General features: G+C 46.2%; 1 protein-coding gene and 1 pseudogene. One reads left to right on the top strand and one right to left on the bottom strand.

Features of this window, described 5'->3' with window-relative positions:
- On the top strand, positions 1–485 hold a 485-nt coding region (gene frlR / locus ACWHAR_RS23015; protein ID WP_452087938.1), incomplete at its 5' end, for a transcriptional regulator FrlR.
- A 24-nt stretch (positions 486–509) separates the two neighbouring features.
- On the opposite strand, the pseudogene frlD reads toward frlR, so the two are convergent.
- Positions 510–1057 (bottom strand): annotated as a pseudogene (frlD, locus tag ACWHAR_RS23010) (fructosamine kinase FrlD); the annotation flags it as partial.

The following is a 1057-nucleotide window of genomic DNA, read 5'->3' as shown; positions in this document are numbered from 1 at the left end:
TGATCGCTGTAAACGGCTACTCGGAATTTATGGAATCCACCGGCAAAAAACCGAAGCATCATGTGCTGTCCCATGACATCATTCCAGCGACAAAACCTATCGCCGAAAAGCTTCAAATCCATCCCGAGAGCCCTGTCATTGAATTAAAACGGATTTTATATAATGATGATCAGCCTCTCACCTTTGAAGTGACGCATTATCCGCTTGATTTGTTTCCCGGCATTGATACCTTTATTGCTGACGGCGTCTCCATGCATGATATTTTGAAACAGCAATACAAAGTTGTACCCACGCACAATACGAAGCTATTAAACGTTGTATATGCCCAACAGGAGGAAAGCAAATACCTGGATTGTGATATCGGGGATGCGCTGTTTGAAATTGATAAAACGGCTTTTACATCAAACGACCAGCCAATCTATTGCTCATTGTTTTTGATGCACACAAACCGTGTCACTTTTACCATCAACAGCCCCTACACATAACAGGCATAAAAAACGAGACACTGCTTATAGTATTCTCGTTTTTTCACTGCTTCCCCCGTCCTCCAAGCGATAAGGATAGCCATAGACGAAAGCTCCGTACACACCGCATGTTTTCGCAGCCGTTTCGGCGGCCTGGCGCAAAGCGTACGTTATATCCTGCTTCACGCAAAAGGCAGTCAAAAAGCCTGCTATAAAAGAATCTCCCGCTCCAAGTGTATCTATTATATCAGTTTCCACAATCGGCTGATGATAGACTCGATCACCCGCAGACAGGATTGCTCCTTGGCCCCCTCGGGTCATACAAACCATTTTGGCTCCGTACCCATGAGCTGTTTTGGCAAGCTCACCGCATTCCGACTCACTCAAATCGCTTCCTGAAAAAAACGCATACGTCACATAAGGACAGACCCTCCTCAAATAATCATCCTCCCGATTGGTTGAAAAATCAAATGAGACCGGGACAAGCCCGCACAGCTGCGGAAGATCGTTCTCAAGCCTGCTGTACACGCTCGTATGCAGCAGATCATGCCCGCTGATAAAAGATACATCTTTCTCCTGGAACGCGAGCCGAA

Source organism: Bacillus sp. LR--39 (assembly GCF_053613335.1).
Note: the sequence above shows the minus strand (reverse complement) of the source record. Positions and strands in the feature narration are given on the sequence as shown.